The following is a 16,269-nucleotide window of genomic DNA, read 5'->3' as shown; positions in this document are numbered from 1 at the left end:
GGCCGCGGCGCATGGCAGGCTTGTACGGGTTGTTCCTGGACGAGCACATGACGAGCGAATGGGGCCTGGCGTGCAGGGTTCGGAGAGGTCTGTCGTCACCATCGGCGTGTACGACGGGGTCCACCGCGGGCACCAGCGGGTGGTCGAGCGCGCCGTGGCCGTCGCCCGTGAGCGGGGGCTGCGCAGCGTGGCCGTGACGTTCGAGCCGCATCCCGACGAGGTGGTGCGGCCCGGGTCGCATCCGTACCGGCTGGGCAGCGCGCGGCGCAGGAGCGAGCTGCTGGCGGGGCTCGGGGTGGACGAGGTCGACGTGGTGGAGTTCACGCTGGGGCTGTCGCGTTCGACGCCCGAGGAGTTCGCGCACGGCGTGCTGGCCGAGCGGCTGCGGGCCGCGGTCGTGGTGGTGGGGGAGAACTTCGCGTTCGGGCAGGGCGCCAAGGGCGACGTCGAGACCTTGCGGACGCTGGGCGAGGTGTACGGCTTCGAGGTGGAGGCCGTGCCCCTCCTCGACGGCGTCTCCTCGACCCTGGTCCGGGAGCTGCTGGCCGAGGGGGACGCGGCGCGGGCCAGGGAGCTGCTCGGCCGGCCGCACCGGGTGGAGGGCGTGGTCGTGCGCGGCTACCAGCGCGGGCGCCAGCTCGGCTTCCCCACCGCCAACGTCGAGACGCCGCAGTACACCGCGATCCCGGCGGACGGGGTCTACGCGGGATGGATGGAGTGCGTGCCGGTGGCCAACCTGCCCGCCGTGTACGCGGGGGAGCGGTGGCCGGCCGCGATCTCGGTGGGCACGAACCCGACGTTCGAGGGGGTGCCGCGCACGGTCGAGGCGTACGCGCTGGACCGTGATGACCTGGAGCTGTACGGGGTGCACGTGGCGGTGGAGTTCGCGGCGCGGCTGCGCGGCAACACGCGCTTCGACTCGATCGACGCGCTCATCGCCCAGATCCACGCCGACGTGGCCGCGACCCGCCGCCTCACGAGCTGAGCCCTTCCTGCCCGAGCCCTTCCCGCCTGGGCTCTTCCTGCCGGAGCCCTTCCAGCAGGGCTGACAGCGCGGACAGCGTGTCGGGCAGGTCGGCCGGGGCGGTGGACTGGGCCAGCCACAGGGCCGCCTCGTTCATCGCGCCCGACAGCAGCCGGGTGAGCGGCGCCACCGGCCGCGGCGGGATCACGCCGCCGTCCACCAGCTCCGCCAGCGCCTCCGCCAGGTGGGAAGCCGAGGCGGCCTCGTCGATGGCGCGCCACTCGGCCCAGCCCAGCACCGCCGGGCCGTCGATCAGCATGATGCGCTGCGCCTCCGGGCCCGCGCTCGCCTCGACGAACGCCGCGCAGCCCGCCTTGAGCCGCTGCCACGGGTCGCCGGCCGCCTCCGCCGCGGCCACCACCCGCGCGGCCACCTCCTGCTGCACCTCCTCCAGCACCGCGCGGAACAGCGCCGTCTTGCCGCCCTCGAAGTGGTGGTAGAGGGCCCCCTTGGTCACCCCTGACTCGCGCACGATCTCCGCCAGGCCCACCCCCGCGTAACCCCGGGACGCGAACAGCCGCCTGCTCGTCGCCACGAGCGCCTGCCTGGTGCGTTCCTTCTGCTCGGCCCTGCCCAACCGTGCCTCCCTTTGACATACCGATGGTAGGCGAACTAGCCTACCTTCGCATACCGTTGGTATGTGAAAAGGAGAGCGCATGCGGCTGAGCAGCTTCTATCCGGTGATCTGCACCGCCAAGGTCGCCGAATCCAAGGACTTCTACGTGCGGCTGTTCGGGTTCGAGGTGACGTTCGAGGCCGACTGGTACGTGAGCCTGCGCCGCGGCCCCCACGAGCTGGCCCTGCTCGACCACGCGCACCCGACCCTGCCCGCCGCCTACCGCAGGCCGGTCACGGGCCTGCTGCTCAACTTCGAGGTGGACGACGTGGACGCGGAATGGGGCAGACTGGTGGAAGGCGAAGGGCTGGTCCCCGAACTGACCCTGCGCGACGAGGACTTCGGGCAGCGCCACTTCATCGTCGCCGACCCCAACGGCGTGCTGGTGGACGTCATCACGCCCATCCCGCCGTCCGGCGAGTTCGCGGGCGACCACGTTTCGGCGTGAGTCCGCGCATTGGACATGAGGTGGTAACCTTGCATGTCGGCTCTGTAGCGGCGGCGCTGCGCGCTGCCCATGACGGCCTTCACGCGGCGACTGTAGGCACGCACGGTCGTTCGCGCTCCCGATCTCATTCGCGCGTGTCCGTAGATTGAAGGAGAGCCGTGTCCCTCGACACCGCTGCCAAGAAGACCATCATCAGCGAGTACGCGACGACCGAGGGCGACACCGGTTCGCCCGAGGTGCAGATCGCGCTGCTCAGCAAGCGCATCAGCGAGCTCACCGAGCACCTGAAGACGCACAAGCACGACCACCACAGCCGTCGTGGTCTGCTGCTGCTCGTCGGTCGCCGGCGCCGCCTGCTGAAGTACCTGCAGAAGGTCGACATCCAGCGCTACCGTTCGCTCATCGAGCGGCTCGGCCTGCGCCGATAGCATGAAAGGGAGCGGCGTCCGCGCCGCTCCCTTCTCATATGGGGTAGGACCCCATACGGTCGGACGCGTGGCGGCGTGAATCGCCCCCGCGCCTGACGTAAAACTTAATATTCCGAGACACACAGCCCCCGCGTCCGCTCAGCACCATGCGACCCGCGACGCCTGCGGGCCGGTCCTCGGTAGTGGCTTCCGGTAAGAACGCACTTGACCGGGCGCTTCGATCGAAGACCGGCGCTGCACCTAACGAGGGTGCCGGTGAGAAAAGGGCGCGGGAGACCGACCACAAGGAGGTCCCCCGTGGAGGGTGTCCACACTGCTGAAGCCGTCATAGACAACGGCTCTTTCGGCACGCGTACGATCCGGTTCGAGACCGGTCGTCTCGCGCGCCAGGCGGCGGGTTCCGCCGTCGCCTATCTCGACAACGACACGATGGTGCTCTCGGCCACGACGGCCTCGAAGACGCCGAAGGAACAGTTCGACTTCTTCCCGCTGACGGTGGACGTCGAGGAGCGCATGTACGCCGCGGGCCGCATCCCCGGCTCGTTCTTCCGGCGCGAGGGCCGTCCCTCCGAGGACGCCATCCTCACCTGCCGCCTGATCGACCGGCCGCTGCGCCCGTCGTTCGTCAAGGGGCTGCGCAACGAGATCCAGGTCGTCGCCACGATCATGGCGCTCAACCCCGAGCACCTCTACGACGTGGTCGCCATCAACGCCGCGTCGCTGTCCACCCAGCTCGCCGGCCTGCCCTTCTCCGGGCCGATCGGCGGCGTGCGGGTGGCGCTGATCGACGGCCAGTGGGTCGCCTTCCCGACGCACCCCGAGCTGGAGCGCGCCACGTTCGACATGGTCGTGGCGGGCCGCGTGCTCGACGACGGCGACGTCGCGATCATGATGGTCGAGGCCGAGTCCACCAAGGACACGCTGAAGCTGGTCGCCGAGGGCGCCGTCGCGCCGACCGAGGAGACGGTCGCGCAGGGCCTGGAGGCCGCCAAGCCCTTCATCAAGGTGCTGTGCGAGGCGCAGTCGCGCATCGCGCGGGTCGCGGCCAAGGAGACGGCCGAGTACCCGGTCTTCCTCGACTACCAGGACGACGTCTACGCCGCCGTCGAGGCCGCGATCAAGACCGAGCTGGCCGGCGCGCTGACCATCGCCGGCAAGCAGGAGCGCGAGAACGAGCTGGAGAAGGTCAAGGCGCTGGCCGCCGAGAAGCTCCTGCCCGAGTTCGAGGGGCGCGAGAAGGAGATCAGCGCCGCGTTCCGCTCGGTCATGAAGAAGCTCATGCGCGAGCGGGTCGTCAACGAGGGCATCCGCATCGACGGCCGCGGCACCAAGGACATCCGCGCCCTGTCGGCCGAGGTGCACGTGGTGCCCCGGGTGCACGGCTCGGCGCTGTTCGAGCGCGGCGAGACCCAGATCCTCGGCATCACGACCCTGAACATGCTGCGCATGGAGCAGGTCATCGACACGCTCAACCCCGAGCGGACCAAGCGCTACATGCACAACTACAACTTCCCGCCCTACTCCACCGGTGAGACCGGCCGGGTGGGCTCGCCCAAGCGCCGCGAGATCGGTCACGGCGCGCTGGCCGAGCGGGCGCTGATCCCCGTGCTGCCCACGCGCGAGGAGTTCCCGTACGCGATCCGGCAGGTCTCCGAGGCCCTCGGCTCCAACGGCTCCACCTCGATGGGCTCGGTCTGCGCCTCCACGATGGCGCTGCTCGACGCCGGTGTGCCGCTCAAGGAGATGGTCGCGGGCATCGCGATGGGCCTGATCGGCGAGGGCGACACGTACGTCACCCTGACCGACATCCTCGGCGCCGAGGACGCCATGGGCGACATGGACTTCAAGGTCGCCGGCACCAAGGACGTCATCACCGCCCTGCAGCTCGACACCAAGCTCGACGGCATCCCCGCCAGCGTGCTGGCCGGCGCGCTCAAGCAGGCCAAGGGCGCCCGCCTGGCGATCCTCGACGTGATGCAGGAGGCCATCAACTCCCCGGCGGAGATGAACCCGACGGCGCCGCGCATCATCACCATCAAGGTCCCGGTCGACAAGATCGGCGAGGTCATCGGCCCGAAGGGCAAGATGATCAACCAGATCCAGGACGACACGGGCGCCGAGATCACCATCGAGGACGACGGCACGATCTACATCGGCGCCACCGACGGGCCCTCCGCCGAGGCCGCCCGCTCGGCGATCAACGCCATCGCCAACCCGCACATGCCTGAGGTGGGCGAGCGTTACCTGGGCACGGTCGTCAAGATCGCGGCCTTCGGCGCGTTCATCTCGCTCATGCCCGGCAAGGACGGCCTGCTGCACGTCTCCCAGATCCGCAAGCTGCACGGCGGCAAGCGCATCGAGAACGTCGAGGACGTCATGAGCGTCGGCGAGAAGATCCAGGTCGAGATCGCCGAGATCGACGGCCGCGGCAAGCTCTCCCTGGTGCCCGTCGAGGTCATCGAGAAGGAGGCCGCGGAGAAGGCCGCCGCGGGAGAGACGGCTCCGGCCGAGGCTTCCGAGCAGCCCGAGTCCGCCGCCCCCGGCGACGAGGACAGGCCCGAGCGGCCCCGTCGCACCCGCACCCGCGTGCGCACCCGCGGCTCCTCCGAGGGAGACGACCGGAACTCGTGACCACGACCACGCTGCACCCCGGCAAGGACGGAGCCGGGGTGGTAAGGCGCACCGTCCTCCCGGGTGGGCTGCGCGTGGTGACCGAGACCATGCCGACCGTGCGGAGCGTCGCGGTCGGCATGTGGGTCGGCATCGGCTCGCGTGACGAGGCCCCCGAGCACATGGGGGCCACCCATTTCCTCGAACACCTGCTGTTCAAGGGCACGCCCACGCGGGACGCGATGGAGATCTCCGCCTCGATCGAGGGCATCGGCGGTGAGATCAACGCCTTCACCGCCAAGGAGTACACCTGCTACTACGCGCGGGTCCTCGACGAGGACCTGCCGATCGCGGTCGACGTGCTCGCCGACGTGGTGACCAGCTCGCTGGTGACCGAGGACGACGTCGAGTCCGAGCGGGGCGTGATCCTCGAAGAGATCGCCATGCACGACGACGACCCGTCCGACGTGGTGCACGAGCAGTTCGCCGCCGCGCTCTACGGCGACTCGCCGATCGGCCGGCCCATCCTGGGAACGGTCGATTCGATCAACGCCCTCGGGCAGGAGCGGATCGCGGAGTACTACCACCGCTACTACCGGCCCCGCACCACGGTCGTGTCCGTCGCGGGCAACGTCCGGCACGAGGAGGTCGTCGAGCTGGTGGCCAGGGCGTACGAGCGGGCGGGCGCGCTGAGCGGCCCCGCCGAGTTCGCGCCCCCGCGCACCAGCGGCCCCGGCGCCGAGTCGCGCTCCGGCGTCGCGGTGCTCGACCGGCCCACCGAGCAGGCCAACCTGGTGCTCGGCACGACCGGCCTGGCCCGTACGGACGAGCGCAGGTTCGCGCTCGGCGTGCTCAACGCGGCGCTGGGCGGCGGCATGTCGTCCAGGCTCTTCCAGGAGATCAGGGAGAAGCGCGGCCTGGCCTACTCTGCCTACAGCTACACCTCGGCCTACGCCGACACCGGGCAGTTCGGCATCTACGTGGGCTGCCTGCCGTCGAAGATCGACGACGTGCTCAAGATCTGCCGGGACGAGGTGTCCAGGGTGGTCGCCGAGGGCCTCAGCGCCGACGAGATCATGCGGGGCAAGGGCCAGATGCGGGGCGGGCTCGTGCTCGGCCTGGAGGACACCGGCTCCCGCATGTCCCGCATCGGCAAGAACGAGCTGGTCTACGACGAGCTCATGTCGGTGGACGAGGTGCTGGCGCGCATCGAGTCCGTCACGCCCGACGAGATCTCCGAGGTCGCGCACGACGTGCTCAACCGGCCGCTCACGCTGGCCGTGATCGGGCCGTACGGCGACAAGGATTTCAGCGACGCCATCCGCTGAGTCGTGCTGCCGCCCGGGCCCGCCGGTGCGGCAGCACGATAGGCTCAGCCTGTGATCAGGGTAGGTGTGCTCGGCGCCCGGGGGCGCGTGGGCGTCGAGGTGTGCAAGGCGGTCGAGGCGGCCGGCGACATGGAGCTGGTGGCCGCGCTCGACAAGGACGACCCCATCGAGGGCCTGGAAGGCGCCGAGGTGGTGGTCGACTTCACCCATCCCGACGTGGTCATGGGCAACCTCGAATGGGCCATCGGCCACGGTGTCCACCCCGTGGTGGGCACGACCGGGTTCGACGAGGGGCGCCTGGAGACCGTACGCGGCTGGCTGGCCGGCAGCCCGGGCACCAACTGCCTGATCGCCCCCAACTTCGGCATCGCGGCCGTGCTCATGATGCACTTCGCGCAGCAGGCGGCCCGGCACTTCGAGTCCGTCGAGATCGTGGAGCTGCACCACCCCAACAAGGCCGACGCGCCGTCCGGCACCGCCCGGCGCACGGCCGAGCTGGTGTCGCAGGCCCGCGCCAAGGCGGGGCTCGGCGCCATGCCCGACGCGACCACCACCGCGCTCGACGGCTCCCGCGGGGCCGACGTCGGCGGCGTGCACGTGCACGCGGTGCGCCTGTCCGGGCTGATCGCGCACCAGGAGGTGCTGCTCGGCGGCGACGGCGAGATCCTCACGATCAGGCACGACACGATGAGCAGGGCGGCGTTCACCCCCGGCGTGCTGCTCGGCGTGCGCAGGGTGGGCGAGCTGCCCGGCCTCACGGTCGGCCTCGAGCCGCTGCTCGACCTCTGAAACCGCACACGACGTGCCCACACCCGCGCGGGCGTGGGCACGTCGTGAGGAGAGGGTCCCGGCTCCGCACAGCCGGGCCTACGATCATCAACCCTAATAACGTGAGGCGGGATCCGCCCGGCACGTGAGATCGTGTCGCCATGGTGCGATGGGCCGAGAAGAACGAGCTGCCGGGGCTGGTCGCCATCGAGCTGGCCGCCGATGGCCTGTTCGAACAGGTGGGCATCGTCTTCCCGCCCGGCACCACGCAGATCGAAGAGGTGGACGACCCCGGGGCGGTGCTGGTCGAGGGCGAGCCGCCGGTCGGGTTCGCGCTGGTCGGCTGGGTGGACGGGAACCTTCACCTGGAACAGCTCGCCGTGCGGCCGGACAACATGCGGCAGGGGGTCGGCGGGCGGCTGATGGCAGCCGTGATCGACCACGCCGCAGCCGCCGGGGCTCCCGCCGTGACGCTGACGACCTTCCGCGATGTGCCCTGGAACGCGCCGTGGTACGAGCGGCACGGGTTCTCCGCGATGGGGGAGGCGGAGTGGGGGCCGGAGCTGCGGGCGCTCGTGCGGCACGAGCGTGACCTGGGGATCGAGGTCGCGCCCCGCGTCGTGATGCACCGCGCCCCGTGACACCACCGGACCACGTGCGGCAGGCCCTTCCTCGGGTCCACTCACTCCATGCTGCCCGCTGCGGCCCTCACCTGGGCCGTCCATGCATTCAGGCGCGACAGTGCGGGCGAGGCCCGCAGCGGCGCCCTGAGCCGGGCGCAGGGGCCATTACGGCCTGCGGCTGGAGGTACGTTGCGGCGGTTCCTCGAAGCGGGAGCGCTGGGGCGGCCGGCCGCTGACCTTCTCCACGATGGAGGCCGCGAGCTGGTGCAGCTTGACGTTCCTGTCCTGGGAGACCTGCCGGAGAGTCTCGAACGCCTCCCGCGCCGTGCACCGCCGCTGCGCCATGACGATGCCGAGCGCCTGATCGATGATCGCGCGGGTGGTGAGCGCCTCCTTGAGCTGCACCGCGACCTCCCGCATGCGGGCCGCGTCCAGCGCCGTACGGAACAGCACGGGAACGTGCGCGGCCGTGATGCGTAAGGCCACCCACGCCTCCTCGGGCAAGCCCGCGGCGCGGCCGGAGTAGACGGTCAGCACGCCGAGCAGCACGTCCTCGTACTCCAGTGGCTCGCAGTGCACCCCGCGCACCTCGGGAGCCCCGGCCGTGAAGCGCGGCCACCGCGAGTCGGCGGCCAGGTCGGAGACCGTCACCGGCCTCCCGGTGTCGATCGCGTCGAGCAACGGACCCTGCCCGGTGGCCTGCTGCAGCCCGTCGAGCAGCTCGGCCCGCGCATGCGAGCAGGCGGCAGTGTGGATGTCGTCATCCCCGCACAGGGCGATGCTGACCATCGCGCAGTCGGGCATCGCCTGCCCGGCGATGGTGACACAGTCAGTGAGCGCCCGTTCGAACTCCTCGATGTCCGTCGGAATGCTCGGCCGGTTCACCACGATCCCTCGCGATCGCTGCTGGTTCCCTTCAGGCTAGCCGCTCGGCGACGCCGTCACGAGATGTAAGCGTCGATCTCGGCCAGATAGGCATCCTTGAGGTGCCTGGGCAGCCAGGTGATCTCGAAGGCGTTGCGCTGGAGCCGGGCCAGCTCCTCGCGGGTGAGCTGGAGCGCCTCCTGCAGGGCGAGGAGGTTCTCCTGCACGTAGCCGTCGAAGTAGGCCGGGTCGTCGGAGTTGATCGTCACCCGCACGCCCAGGTCCATCAGCTTGCGGATGCCCTCGGCCTTCATCGACTCGGTGACGAAGCCGTTGGAGATCGGGCAGCAGGTCAGCCCCGTGCCGCGCGCCAGCACCACCTCGACCAGCCGCTGGTCCTCCAGGATGTTGACGCCGTGGTCGATCCGGTCGACGCCGATCTCCTCGATGGCCTGCCGGATGTGCTCGATGGCGTCGTCCTGGTCGACGTCGCAGTGCATGGTCAGCAGGTAACCCTCCTGCCTGGCCCGCTCGTAGACGGCCGCGAACTTGCGCGGCGGGTTGCCCTTCTCGTCGGAGTCGAGCCCGACGCCGGCGATCCACTCCTTGTACGGCAGCGACTCCAGCAGCGTCGCCATCGCGTACTCGGCCTGGAAGTCGCGCAGGAAGCACATGATGAGCTGGGCCCGCACCCCGAGCTGCGCGTGCGCGTCCATCAGCGCCCGCCGCAGCCCCCTGACCACGACGTCGAACGGCACCCCGCGCGAGGTGTGCGCCTGCGGGTCGAAGAAGATCTCCGCGTAACGCACGTTCTGCTCGGCGGCCTTGCGCAGGTAGGCCATGGCGAGGTCGTAGAAGTCGGGCTCGGTGCGCAGCACCTTCATGCCCTCGTAGTAGATCGTGAGGAAGGAGGACAGGCTGTCGAAGGTGTAGGCGGCCCGCATCTCCGCCACGCTCGCGTAGGGCAGCTCCAGACCGTTGCGCGCGGCCAGCTCGAACTTGAGCTCGGGCTCCAGCGTGCCCTCGATGTGCAGGTGCAGCTCGCACTTGGGCAGACCGGCGATGAAATCCTTCACCGTCTCACCCTAGAAGATGATCGCCAGGCCCACCGCGAAGAGAGTGCCGTAGGCCATCTGCAGCTTGCCCGTCTGCTGCAGCACCGCGATCAGCGCGGGGCCCACGGCCTTGCCCAGCACCGCCCTGATGGGGGCGATCGCCAGCGGCGCGGCCAGCAGCACCAGCGCCGCCCACGGCGTGATCGGCACCATCGCCAGCGCCACCGCGAACGGCACCACCTGGCAGGCCACGTACAGCGTACGAGTGCGCTCGGCCCCCAGCAGCACCGCCAGCGTGCGCTTGCCCGACCGGCCGTCCGTGCCGACGTCGCGCAGGTTGTTGACCACCAGCATCGAGCACGACAGCAGCCCCACCGGGACCGAGGCCAGCAGCGCCGCCCAGCTCAGCTGCTCCGTCTGCACGTACGCCGTGCCGACCACGGGCACGACCCCGAAGAACACGAACACGGCCACCTCGCCCAGGCCGCGGTAACCGTACGGGTGCTTGCCGCCGGTGTAGAACCACGCGGCCGCGATCGCCGCCGCGCCCACCAGCAGCACCCACCACGCCTGCGTGACCAGCACCAGGACCAGGCCCAGCACCGCGGCGAGCGCGAAGCAGGCCAGGGCCGCCGTCAGCACCTCGCGCGGCGTGGCCACGCGCGAGCCGACCAGCCGCATCGGGCCGACCCGCTGGTCGTCGGTGCCGCGGATGCCGTCGCTGTAGTCGTTGGCGTAGTTGACGCCGATCTGCAGCGACAGCGCCACGAGCAGTGCCAGGACCGCCCGCCACCACACGAAGCCGCCTTCGCCGATCGCCACGCCGGTGCCCACCATGACGGGCACGACGGCGTTGGGCAGCGTGCGCGGGCGGGCTCCGGCGATCCACTGGGCGGGAGTTGCCATGTTGTCGTTCTACCTCTAGCTGATGTCGGTCGTGAGCCTGATCATCCGGACCGGACGGCCCATGTCGAGGACGCGCTCGGCCATGTCCTCGCCCCAGCCCGCCGACTCCAGGAACCCGAGCATCGCGTAGTTCTCCGCGAACACCCAGGTGACGATCTGGCGGAAGCCGTCCTCGCGCATGTAGTCGACGGTGGCGTTGAGCAGGCGGCTGCCGTGGCCCCGGCGGACGAAGTCGGGATCGACCAGCAGCGTCAGCATCTCGGCCACCCGGCCGGGGTCGAGATCGGGGTCCTCGGCGGGCGCGTGCGAGACGAGCCCGACCACGCGCTCCCCGCCGCGCGGTGTGACCAGGGCGGCGCTGCCGCCCGCGCCGAGGGCGGGAAAGCCCTCGGTGTCGAGGATGGTCTCCACCGCCACCAGCACCCGGTGCATGGGGCTGGGCGGGGCGACGATCGCCTCGTCCCACTGGCGCAGCCACATCTTCTCGGCCGCCGCGCCGGTCATCTGCTCGAGTGGGCCTTCCGGGAGGAAGTCCCGGTAGCCGTAGCGCCAGGCGCGGATCTGACAATTCGCAACCTGGAGAACATCCTCGCGCCGGGCCGCCCGGACGCCTACGTCTGCCATCTCGGCCCGCTCCTTCGCCTGCCGTTCATGCCACAAGGCACGAGTTACACCGTATCGGTGTTTGAGCCTTGCAGATGACGCGAACCCCGCTTCCTCGCCCGGTAAGCCCGTGTCTTGGTGCGGTTGCCGCATACCCGCATGGAACACCACGAGCGGGAACGGTTCTTCGACAGATCGATGAACGCCCACTGACAGGTTCCCTCCGCGCACACCTTGAGCCGGTCCCACGACGCGCCCAGGGCCGCCGCCGCGACCCGCGCCAGCCCGCCGCGCACGCCGTCCACGGCAGGGACCAGCTCGGGCCCCTCCTCCCGCACCTCGACCCGCAGCGGCAGGTCCGGCAGGTCCACCCGCTCGCGCCTGAGCGCGGCCCGCAGGCCCTCGCGCAGGGCGTGCGCGGTCTGCAGGTCGTCGTCGGTGGCGCGGTCGCGAGGACCGATGAGGTCGCGCTCGCGCAGCCACACCGCCAGCTCGGCGGGGGAGGACAGCTCGTCCGACTGCGCTTCGACGTCGAAGGTGTTCACGAAGTCTCGTACGAGCTCCGCGGGGAACGGCATGCCGTCACTCTACTGGCCGATGATCGCCAGTGCCTCGGCGAGCCTCCGCACGCCCTCCCGCAGCTCCGCCACGTGGGCGGCGGCCATGTGCGTCACCCTGATCCGCGGCCCCGGCGGCTCCGACGGGTAGTACAGCCGGCCGGGGCTGACCAGCACCCCGTTCCGCCTGGCGGTCTCCACCAGGGCGGCCTCGTCCACGCCGGCGGGCAGCCGTACCCACAGGTGCATCCCGCCCGCCGGCAGCAGGTGCGGCTCGGCGTCCGGCATGCGCTCGGCCAGGGCCGCCGCCAGCGCGTCGCGGCGGGTCGCGATCTCGGCGTGCACCGCCGCCAGATGCCGCCGCCAGGCCGGCGAGCCCACGAACTCCAGCGCCGTCTCCTGCAGGGGCCGCGCCACGAAGAACGACTCCACGAGCTGGGCGGCCCGCAGCCGGTGCGCGGCCGGCCCCCTGGCGATGACGGCCGCCACCCGCATGCTCGGCGACAGGATCTTCGTCAGCGAGACGATGTGCACCACGGTGCCGTGCCGGTCCATCGAGGCCAGGGACGGGGGCGGCTGCGGGGTCAGGTACCGGGCGAAGTCGTCCTCCACCACGAACGCCCCCGCCGCCCTGGCCACCTCCAGCACCTGCTTCCTGCGCTCCGGCGGCAGGGTGGCACCCGTGGGGTTGTGCAGGGTGGGCTGGCAGAAGAACACCCGCGCCCCGGTGACCGCGAACGCCTCGGCCAGCAGGTCGGGACGTACGCCTTCGCGGTCCATCGGCACGGCCGTGGCCCGCAGCCCGGCCGCCTTGGCCGCCGCCAGCGCGCCCGGGTACGTGGGCGTCTCGACCAGGATGGGCGTCCCCGGGGCCGCCAGCGCCCTGAACGCGTGCGTGAGCGCCGCCTGGCCGCCGCTCACGACCAGCGCGTCGGCCTCCGTCACGTCGCTGCCCGCCTGCGTCGCGAACCACCGCCGCAGCTCCCGCAGGCCCGTCAGCGGCGGCATGGCCCAGGCGTCCGGCCTCCGCACGGCCCGCGCCGCGGCGGCGGCGAGCTGCTTGTCCGGGCGCAGGCCCGGCCGCAGGTATCCGCCGGTCAGCGGCACCACACCCTCGGGGGGCGATGCCAGCAGCGCCGACACGGGGCCCTCGTCCACCACCCGGTCGCCCAGGGCGACGGTCTGCCAGGACAGGTCGGGGGCGTCCTGGGCGTGGCTCGACCGTTGGGTCACGAAGGCTCCGCTGCCCGGCTTCGTGACCACCCGGCCCTCGGCCGCGAGCTGGCCGATGGCTCTGGAGACGGTGACGGGGCTGACGTTGTGGCGGCGCATCAGCTCGCGGCTGGAGGGGAGGCGGGCGCCTGGGCCCAGACGGTCGGCCTCTTTGCGCAGTATCGCGGCGATCTGGGCGATACTGCTATCGTTATCCATGAAAGGTAAGAATAGCGCTACTGAGGTCGGGGGAGTAGCGGTCCCGCCGGAAACCGGCTACCAGCCCGGACGGCAGCACCAGCCAGACGGCCACCATCACCCCGCGCCGATCAACCGCCGCGGTGGCGCGCTCGGGGACGGAGACGTTCGCGGTGGCGAGCTTTCCCGCGGCGCGCAACGGGACAGCGCCCCTGCCGGTGGCGAGCTTCAGGACAGCGCCCTTCTCGGCGGTGCGCGTGGCGACAGCCACCTTCACGACAACAATCTCCGCGGCGGCGCGCCCCGGGACGGCCGTCATCGGGTGGGCGAACAGGCACGCTTCCGGCGAGGACGCCTTCGGGTGGGCGAGCAGGCACGCTCCCGCCGAGGACGCCTTCGGGTGGGCGAGCAGGCACGCTCCCGCCGAGGACGCCTTCGGGGATGGCGCGACCGTGGCACGGGCGGCGGGGGGACAGGCCTGGCGTTCCTCGGCGTCCTGGCGTTCTCCGGCTCCATCCCCGCCACCGTGTACGCGATACGAGGCTTCGACCCGTGGCTGGTGGCCGTGGGCCGCGCCACCATCGCGGGCGCCATCGCCCTGATCTGCCTGAAGGCCGCCAGACACCCCCTCCTCCCGCCACGATCGGAGTGGCCCGCCTACGCCCTGATCGTCCTGGGCGTGGTCATCGGCTTCCCCGTCTTCAGCAGCCTCGCCCTCGCCCTGGGCGCCAGCGCCGCCCACTCAGCAGTGATCGTCGGCCTGCTCCCGGCCGCCACGGCCGTCTGCGCCGTCCTGCGAGCCTCGGAGCGCCCGCGTCCCCTCTTCTGGGCAGCCTGTACGGCCGGCGCCGCCGCCATCACCACCTTCACCCTCATCCAGCACCAGGGCAAACCCTCCTGGCCCGACCTGCTCCTCCTCGGCGCCCTCCTCTCGGCGGCGATCGGCTACACGGAGGGCGGCCGCCTCGCCAGGCACACCCCGGGCTGGCGGGTCATCTCCCACGCCCTCGTCCTCTCCCTCCCCCTGACGGTCCCCATCACGGCGTTCCTCGCCCTCACCACCCCGATCACCCTCACCGGCGAAGCCGTGGCGGGCTTCGCGTACGTGTCGGTGATCTCGATGTTCGTCGGTTTCATCCCGTGGTACGCGGGCCTCGCCAGGGGCGGGATCGCCAGAGCCGGCCAGACCCAGCTCACCCAGCCCCTCCTGACCCTCACCTGGGCCTGGGTGCTGATGGGCGAGCGGTTCGGGCCGTCGACAGTGGTGGCGGCGCTGGCCGTACTGGTGTGCGTGGCCGTCACCCAGCGTGCCCGTACTTGAAAGCCGTGACGCCGCCGCGCAGGATGGCAGAGGAGGTGTCACAACCATGGCGGACCTCACGATCCCAGAGGGCGGCTTCTGGCCTGCGCCGGAGATCCCGCTGCCCAATATCTATCCGATGGAATGGCGCGTGGAGACGGAGAAACTCGCCACCATCTACGAGAAGTCCAAGCGCGAGCTCTGGAACCCGGCCGACCTGCCCTGGGACGGCCTCGACCCGGACGACTTCACCAGGGAACAGCGCCTGGGCATCATGTACTGGTTCGCGGTGCTGGCGAACTTCGACGCCTCGGGGCCGGCGGTGTTCGCCCGCGCCACCATCCAGGCCTTCGAGAAGCACGAAGAGGACCCGGTCAGGAAGTGCTTCTTCTCGATCACCCGTGACGAGATGAACCACGAGGAATGTTGCCAGCGCACCATCGCCAAGCTCTGGCCGGGCGGCCCGCTCGACTGGACCCCGGCCGACGATCTCGAATCGGCCGCCCACAACAACATCGGCTGGCTCTACCACAACGGCGGCCGCTACTGGAACGGCTACAACGCGGCCGTCGGCAGATACTCGCTACCGGTGCTGTTCACCAGCTTCATGATGGGCGAGATGGCCGCGTCGACCCTGTTCAGGGGCATGTCGTCGGGCACGGAGCATCCGGTCTTCAGCAAGATGTTCGAGCGCATCGGCCGCGACGAGGCGCGCCACCTGAAGATCTGCATGACGATCCTCGAGAACGAATGGCCGGGCCTCACGGACGAGACCCGTGCCCTCATCACCCGCCAGCTCAGGGCCGGCTTCGTCTTCCTCAGCATGATTCTCTGGGAGCCGCCCGAGGGCTTCTGGGAGCTTCCGCCGTACTTCCTGAACAACCACCGCGTCCTCATGGACCACGCCAGGCAGGCCGGCCTCGGCGTGCTCTCCTACGAGGAACAGGCGGAGAACTGGCGCGTGGCGATGGCCCACATCCGCGCCATCGTGGAGCGCTGGGGGATCGCGTTCCCGGCCATTCCCGAGCTGGATCTGGAGGGTGTGCCCGTCGACTTCATCGACCCCGAGGAAATCATTCCGGTCTTCTAACATGGCACCATGTGGCCACGCATCGACGGACTCAGGGTTCTGGAACTCGGCACCCCTGGCAGGGTCCGCACCTTGCTCACCGGCCTGGCGCTGTCGGGCGCGAAAAGAGCCACGGCCGGTATATTGCCGCTCGATTACGAGCCCGAGGGCGAGGAAGTGGAGCACGTCGGCGAACATCTCGTTCTCGTGGACGATGCCGGTGCCCGGGTGGCGGAAATAGAAATAACCCGGGTGGAGCTGACGCCGTTCGCGCAAGTCGGCTGGGAGTTCGCCGAGGCGGAAGGGGAGGGATACAAATCAACGGCTGAGTGGCGGGAAACGCATCGGCGTTATTGGGCGGAGCTGGGGTACGAGGTCGAGGAGAGCACGACGGTGGTCTGCCTCTGGTTCCGCCTCGTGCCACCCACCCCGACAACTTCCTGACCACGGCGGCACCGCCACCAGCACCGCAACGCCGCCGGCGCCATCACCCATCCGGCGCATCGAGCACATCCAGCGTCGCCGCCGCGACCTCTCCCGCACCGCAGCTCACCGGCCGGCCCGCGAACGGAACCCGTCCAGGAACGAGCCCACCTCGCCACGGCCGCCACCTTCGCCGCCCTGAACCGTCGCCCCGCCCGATCCCGCTCGCGGAACTCT

General features: G+C 70.7%; 18 protein-coding genes. 10 read left to right on the top strand and 8 right to left on the bottom strand.

Annotated features, from left to right (window positions below):
* Positions 1 to 58: 58 nt before the first annotated feature.
* Positions 59 to 985, top strand: coding sequence for a bifunctional riboflavin kinase/FAD synthetase (locus tag ACBJ32_RS25540; RefSeq protein ID WP_375128828.1), 927 nt, complete (start codon positions 59 to 61; stop codon positions 983 to 985).
* On the opposite strand, the gene ACBJ32_RS25535 is transcribed toward ACBJ32_RS25540, so the two are convergent.
* Positions 975 to 1,601 (bottom strand): TetR/AcrR family transcriptional regulator, encoded by a 627-nt coding sequence (locus ACBJ32_RS25535; RefSeq protein ID WP_375128827.1) that lies wholly within the window; start codon positions 1,599 to 1,601, stop codon positions 975 to 977. The two genes, ACBJ32_RS25540 and ACBJ32_RS25535, sit on opposite strands and share 11 nt — an antisense overlap.
* A gap of 79 nt (positions 1,602 to 1,680) precedes the next feature.
* Here ACBJ32_RS25535 and ACBJ32_RS25530 point away from each other — a divergent pair, with 79 nt between their 5' ends.
* From ACBJ32_RS25530 to ACBJ32_RS25505, 6 genes are all read left to right on the top strand, one after another.
* A complete protein-coding gene (locus ACBJ32_RS25530) occupies positions 1,681 to 2,088 on the top strand; it encodes a VOC family protein (RefSeq protein ID WP_375128826.1) in 408 nt (135 codons plus the stop codon).
* Between the two features lie 158 nt (positions 2,089 to 2,246).
* Positions 2,247 to 2,516 carry a 30S ribosomal protein S15 gene (rpsO, locus tag ACBJ32_RS25525; protein ID WP_043640874.1) on the top strand — a complete coding sequence of 90 codons (270 nt, stop codon included), beginning with the start codon at positions 2,247 to 2,249 and terminating at the stop codon, positions 2,514 to 2,516.
* 297 nt (positions 2,517 to 2,813) lie between these two features.
* The gene (locus ACBJ32_RS25520) at positions 2,814 to 5,147 is read left to right on the top strand and encodes a polyribonucleotide nucleotidyltransferase (protein WP_375128825.1); all 2,334 of its coding nucleotides are present in this window, start codon (positions 2,814 to 2,816) and stop codon (positions 5,145 to 5,147) included.
* Entirely contained in the window at positions 5,144 to 6,454 is a 1,311-nt protein-coding gene (locus ACBJ32_RS25515) for a M16 family metallopeptidase (protein WP_375128824.1), read from the top strand. The genes ACBJ32_RS25520 and ACBJ32_RS25515 overlap by 4 nt, the downstream gene beginning before the upstream one ends.
* Before the next feature lie 51 nt (positions 6,455 to 6,505).
* Positions 6,506 to 7,243 carry a 4-hydroxy-tetrahydrodipicolinate reductase gene (gene dapB / locus ACBJ32_RS25510; RefSeq protein WP_375128823.1) on the top strand — a complete coding sequence of 246 codons (738 nt, stop codon included), beginning with the start codon at positions 6,506 to 6,508 and terminating at the stop codon, positions 7,241 to 7,243.
* A 140-nt stretch (positions 7,244 to 7,383) separates the two neighbouring features.
* Positions 7,384 to 7,863 (top strand): GNAT family N-acetyltransferase, encoded by a 480-nt coding sequence (locus ACBJ32_RS25505; RefSeq protein ID WP_375128822.1) that lies wholly within the window; start codon positions 7,384 to 7,386, stop codon positions 7,861 to 7,863.
* A 147-nt stretch (positions 7,864 to 8,010) separates the two neighbouring features.
* Here ACBJ32_RS25505 and ACBJ32_RS25500 read toward each other — a convergent pair whose 3' ends face one another.
* From ACBJ32_RS25500 to ACBJ32_RS25470, 7 genes are read right to left on the bottom strand one after another with little or no spacing between them, the layout of a single operon-like run.
* Positions 8,011 to 8,730: a GAF and ANTAR domain-containing protein gene (locus tag ACBJ32_RS25500; protein ID WP_375128821.1), complete on the bottom strand. Its 720-nt coding sequence runs from the start codon at positions 8,728 to 8,730 to the stop codon at positions 8,011 to 8,013.
* A gap of 56 nt (positions 8,731 to 8,786) precedes the next feature.
* Positions 8,787 to 9,785, bottom strand: coding sequence for an adenosine deaminase (locus ACBJ32_RS25495; protein ID WP_375128820.1), 999 nt, complete (start codon positions 9,783 to 9,785; stop codon positions 8,787 to 8,789).
* A 9-nt stretch (positions 9,786 to 9,794) separates the two neighbouring features.
* On the bottom strand, positions 9,795 to 10,670 hold the full coding sequence (locus ACBJ32_RS25490) for a 1,4-dihydroxy-2-naphthoate polyprenyltransferase (protein WP_357870229.1): 876 nt from the start codon (positions 10,668 to 10,670) through the stop codon (positions 9,795 to 9,797).
* 15 nt (positions 10,671 to 10,685) lie between these two features.
* The gene (locus ACBJ32_RS25485; protein WP_168018118.1) at positions 10,686 to 11,294 is read right to left on the bottom strand and encodes a GNAT family N-acetyltransferase; all 609 of its coding nucleotides are present in this window, start codon (positions 11,292 to 11,294) and stop codon (positions 10,686 to 10,688) included.
* 44 nt (positions 11,295 to 11,338) lie between these two features.
* On the bottom strand, positions 11,339 to 11,851 hold the full coding sequence (locus tag ACBJ32_RS25480) for a CGNR zinc finger domain-containing protein (RefSeq protein ID WP_357870232.1): 513 nt from the start codon (positions 11,849 to 11,851) through the stop codon (positions 11,339 to 11,341).
* Between the two features lie 9 nt (positions 11,852 to 11,860).
* On the bottom strand, positions 11,861 to 13,261 hold the full coding sequence (locus ACBJ32_RS25475) for a PLP-dependent aminotransferase family protein (RefSeq protein WP_375128819.1): 1,401 nt from the start codon (positions 13,259 to 13,261) through the stop codon (positions 11,861 to 11,863).
* Positions 13,254 to 13,517, bottom strand: coding sequence for a hypothetical protein (locus tag ACBJ32_RS25470; protein ID WP_375128818.1), 264 nt, complete (start codon positions 13,515 to 13,517; stop codon positions 13,254 to 13,256). Before ACBJ32_RS25470 ends, ACBJ32_RS25475 begins: the two co-directional genes overlap by 8 nt.
* A 123-nt stretch (positions 13,518 to 13,640) precedes the next feature.
* Here ACBJ32_RS25470 and ACBJ32_RS25465 point away from each other — a divergent pair, with 123 nt between their 5' ends.
* Genes ACBJ32_RS25465 through ACBJ32_RS25455 form a run of 3 tightly spaced genes read left to right on the top strand, consistent with a single transcriptional unit; the run spans position 13,641 to position 16,053 of the window.
* Positions 13,641 to 14,561 (top strand): DMT family transporter, encoded by a 921-nt coding sequence (locus ACBJ32_RS25465; protein ID WP_375128817.1) that lies wholly within the window; start codon positions 13,641 to 13,643, stop codon positions 14,559 to 14,561.
* Positions 14,562 to 14,607: 46 nt separating this feature from the next.
* Positions 14,608 to 15,630, top strand: coding sequence for a hypothetical protein (locus ACBJ32_RS25460; protein WP_375128816.1), 1,023 nt, complete (start codon positions 14,608 to 14,610; stop codon positions 15,628 to 15,630).
* Between the two features lie 9 nt (positions 15,631 to 15,639).
* Positions 15,640 to 16,053 carry an ASCH domain-containing protein gene (locus ACBJ32_RS25455; protein WP_375128815.1) on the top strand — a complete coding sequence of 138 codons (414 nt, stop codon included), beginning with the start codon at positions 15,640 to 15,642 and terminating at the stop codon, positions 16,051 to 16,053.
* Positions 16,054 to 16,269 lie beyond the last annotated feature (216 nt).

Origin of the sequence: Nonomuraea sp. GTA35 (assembly GCF_041950525.1) — a bacterium.
Classification (GTDB): Bacteria; Actinomycetota; Actinomycetes; order Streptosporangiales; family Streptosporangiaceae; genus Nonomuraea.
The sequence above is the reverse complement of the archived record's forward strand: the minus strand, read 5'-3'. Positions and strand labels throughout refer to the sequence as shown.

Excerpts from the sequence above, each read along its gene's own strand:
- ACBJ32_RS25475 (WP_375128819.1), bottom strand. The coding sequence starts at position 13,261 with ATGGATAACGATAGCAGTATCGCCCAGATCGCCGCGATACTGCGCAAA.
- ACBJ32_RS25480 (WP_357870232.1), bottom strand. The coding sequence starts at position 11,851 with ATGCCGTTCCCCGCGGAGCTCGTACGAGACTTCGTGAACACCTTCGAC.
- ACBJ32_RS25530 (WP_375128826.1), top strand. The coding sequence starts at position 1,681 with ATGCGGCTGAGCAGCTTCTATCCGGTGATCTGCACCGCCAAGGTCGCC.
- ACBJ32_RS25455 (WP_375128815.1), top strand. The coding sequence starts at position 15,640 with ATGTGGCCACGCATCGACGGACTCAGGGTTCTGGAACTCGGCACCCCT.
- ACBJ32_RS25485 (WP_168018118.1), bottom strand. The coding sequence starts at position 11,294 with ATGGCAGACGTAGGCGTCCGGGCGGCCCGGCGCGAGGATGTTCTCCAG.
- ACBJ32_RS25460 (WP_375128816.1), top strand. The coding sequence starts at position 14,608 with ATGGCGGACCTCACGATCCCAGAGGGCGGCTTCTGGCCTGCGCCGGAG.
- ACBJ32_RS25505 (WP_375128822.1), top strand. The coding sequence starts at position 7,384 with ATGGTGCGATGGGCCGAGAAGAACGAGCTGCCGGGGCTGGTCGCCATC.
- ACBJ32_RS25540 (WP_375128828.1), top strand. The coding sequence starts at position 59 with ATGGGGCCTGGCGTGCAGGGTTCGGAGAGGTCTGTCGTCACCATCGGC.
- ACBJ32_RS25490 (WP_357870229.1), bottom strand. The coding sequence starts at position 10,670 with ATGGCAACTCCCGCCCAGTGGATCGCCGGAGCCCGCCCGCGCACGCTG.